The organism is Clostridioides sp. ES-S-0048-02, assembly GCF_020658495.1.
Taxonomy (GTDB): Bacteria; Bacillota; Clostridia; order Peptostreptococcales; family Peptostreptococcaceae; genus Clostridioides.
The window spans coordinates 1-3,058 of sequence record NZ_JACVWH010000043.1 but is presented as its reverse complement, the minus strand read 5'-3'; the positions used below and the strand labels follow the sequence as shown (position 1 = coordinate 3,058).

Genomic DNA, 3,058 nt, shown 5'->3' with positions numbered 1-3,058 from the left:
TAGAAGGTGTATTGAATAAAAATATAAAAAATGAGGGAGCCAAAGAGATGTATAAACACACTATAGTTTATGATGGAGAAGTTGACAAGATACCTGCAACAGTAGTCGGCTGGGGCTATAATGATGGAAAAATATTAATATGTGATATAAAAGATTATATACCAGGTCAAACAGAAAATCTATATGTTGTAGGCGGAGGAGCATGTAATAAGATAGGTTCTATAACTAAAGAGAGATATACTATGATAAAAGGTAATGATAGATTTGATACACTTTATAAAGCATTAGATTTTATTGATAGATAGATTAAGAAGGTAGCAACTGGAGATAGTTGCTACTTTCTTTTTTTATACTTTCTTTCTTTAAGTTTTTTATTTTCCATATTATCTAATACTTGCAGCGAACTCATATAGAATTTTTGGCGACTATCCCATTTTTGCTGAGCTTCACATATTAGATATAAATAAGAACTAAAAAAAACTCCTATTACAGCACCAGCAATATAAAAATCTTTTATAATATTGTTGGCAAATAGACTAAAGAAAATTGATATAAATGCAGCAATAAGAGCAATTACAAATGGACTTGATGGATTATTTTTAGAATTTAAGATGGTTTTGATGCGTGTTTTTTCTATTTTTATATTTTCCAGTAAAACCATCTCCTTAAGAGAATTATAAAATCTGTAATTGCATTTATAATATTCTTCAGCTTCTTTTATGTATGGTTTTTCTTCTTCTTGAATAATATTCAACTGCTCTATAGGGCTTTTTTTGTTAAATTTAATAATATCAAATATATCATTTAGAAACATATTTTATACCTCTATAAATTAATGTCTATTATACTTTAATTTATAGCATATTTAAGAACTTATATCAGCAATTTGTCGAACGATTTTAGATGAAAATAGAGCGAGACGACAAAAGAAAAATTTACAGAGATTTATTCTGATGATGTGTGGTTAATAATGGATAGGGCTAGAGAGTTTATAAAAGCTAAACTATAGATTTAATGCTTATATTTTAGTAAATATCTTAACAAATAAGTTATAATATAGATATAAGTTGTATGTAGAAAAATTCTAACAAAGGGGATGATACTATGAAATATAAAATACGATATATTTTAGTAGGAATATGCTTAATGTTGTGTATATATCTTACAACATTTATAAAGCCTACAATAAATTTTTCAGCTAAAATAAATGGTATCACTACTGAGGATTATAAGAGAATAAAAAAAGAGGAACAGGGTTTACCAAAAAATGTAGATATTAAGCGTTTAAAACATGTTGATATTCAAGTTAAAGTTAAATCACCAAATATATTAATAAAAGATATAAAATTTAATTCAGATGGTTTTTACGATTTTCTGAGGGATAATGAAAAAGTTAGGATGTTGGGAGATAGTATTGTAACATATAATAAAAAACATACTGAAACCCTTGAAGTATACTTAGAAAACGCTAATGATAAAGAATTAAAAGATATAATTGGAAATTTCAAATATGTAATATCATGGAAAAATATATGGAATTATCAAAGCGAAGAAATATTCTATCTAAAAGACTATTTGAAATAGACTAGAAGGTAGCAATTAACTTTAGTTACTACCATACTTGTGTATAAAAAATATTGATATATGTTAACTTATATAATAAGTTGGAGATATATTATTAATGTGAGGAGATTAATTATGAAGAGGATAAAGTTAGTATTAACAACAGCATTATCTATTATTGCAATGTTTCTAGTATTACATTCAACGCCTGCACTAGCACTAAAGACTCATGTATTTTTTAATGGATATTTCAAAGAAGCTATTACTACAGGAATAGTTGATGATGAGTTGCATAACAAAATAGACAAAGAAAAGTTGTCAAAAGAAAATGCAAAATGTTATACATTAACTAAACCTCCAATTGAGAAAGCTACAGAATCGTACTTGAGAAATTATAAAGTCACTAAGAAAAGTCTTTTATATTTTACTGAATATTATGGAGATTGTTAAACGTTATAATAATTTTTTATAGTATTTTCTCATAACTATTTAGTTATATTGGTTGACAAAAACAGTATGAAATCATACAACATTAGACAAATCAAAAGAAGATGATAGGGTAATCCTATTACCTTCTTTTGATTATCAATTTTATTAGTATTTTATAAATCGTTTATACAGTTATATACCTCTTTCTAATTAAATAATATAAGGTTGTTGTTATAATAGCTGCTAATATCATTGCTATTATTGTAATGTCTAATCTTCTTGTAAATAAGCCTATTGCTATGTATTCAAGGCTTATTGCATAGCGATAAAGAACTTCCAGTTTAATGCTTCTTTTTCTATCTATATCTCCATATATTAATTCTAATTTATTAAAATATTTTTCACTATAAAAACCAATTTTAACTTTAATTAAAGATATTATTGTAGTTGCTATTATAATTCCTATTCCAAGAAACATAAGATAGATATTCTGAGTTTTCATAGTAGAGACCTCCTTTATAATATGATTTTATATATAATCACCAACCTATAATTAGATTAATTTTCTTAATCAAAGTATATCAGTAACATAAGTACAAAGAGTATCTAAAATATTACAAATATATGTAATAAAATTTAATGATAATATATTAAATATCAAAAAATATAACTATTCTACAAAAATAGATTGAAATTTCTGAATATTTATATTATAATTTATATAAACAAGGAGGTGTTCTTATGAAATTAAAAAAACTTGTACCATTTGTAATATCAGTGTTAATGATTTTTCAAGTATGTGTACCATTTACTTTTGCTGATGAAGACCCCCCTGAAAAAATTCCTCAAAGGATAATAGATTTAGCAAATCACAACATTAGACCTAGAAATGAAGACCCTAAGAGTAAAGTAATGTTAAACAGTAAAGATATCAAAAATTTAATATCAACAGAAGAAGATACAATATTAGATGTTGTAAAAATAGCTGAAAATAAAGATTCAGAAACATTTGACGCAACTGTAATAGTAACTAGAGCTATACTTAACAAATATCAGGAAGAAATAC

At 25.1% G+C, this 3,058-nt stretch carries 5 protein-coding genes and 1 pseudogene; 4 read left to right on the top strand and 2 right to left on the bottom strand.

The genetic code is table 11. The features are described 5' to 3' along the window. Window positions 1–305 (top strand): annotated as a pseudogene (locus IC173_RS20080) (N-acetylmuramoyl-L-alanine amidase); the annotation flags it as partial. 29 nt (window positions 306–334) lie between these two features. Here the strand turns inward: IC173_RS20080 and IC173_RS20075 are convergent. Then, complete coding sequence (locus IC173_RS20075) at window positions 335–814, bottom strand: hypothetical protein (protein ID WP_227856195.1); 480 nt, start codon at window positions 812–814, stop codon at window positions 335–337. A 290-nt stretch (window positions 815–1,104) separates the two neighbouring features. Between IC173_RS20075 and IC173_RS20070 the strand changes: the two genes are divergently transcribed. Beyond that, on the top strand, window positions 1,105–1,584 hold the full coding sequence (locus IC173_RS20070) for a hypothetical protein (protein WP_227831738.1): 480 nt from the start codon (window positions 1,105–1,107) through the stop codon (window positions 1,582–1,584). Window positions 1,585–1,698: 114 nt separating this feature from the next. Further along, window positions 1,699–2,013: a hypothetical protein gene (locus IC173_RS20065; RefSeq protein ID WP_227831737.1), complete on the top strand. Its 315-nt coding sequence runs from the start codon at window positions 1,699–1,701 to the stop codon at window positions 2,011–2,013. 163 nt (window positions 2,014–2,176) lie between these two features. On the opposite strand, the gene IC173_RS20060 is transcribed toward IC173_RS20065, so the two are convergent. Beyond that, the gene (locus tag IC173_RS20060; protein ID WP_227831736.1) at window positions 2,177–2,494 is read right to left on the bottom strand and encodes a hypothetical protein; all 318 of its coding nucleotides are present in this window, start codon (window positions 2,492–2,494) and stop codon (window positions 2,177–2,179) included. A 239-nt stretch (window positions 2,495–2,733) separates the two neighbouring features. Between IC173_RS20060 and IC173_RS20055 the strand changes: the two genes are divergently transcribed. Next, the coding region (locus IC173_RS20055; protein WP_227856194.1) for a hypothetical protein at window positions 2,734–3,058 on the top strand (325 nt) is incomplete at its 3' end.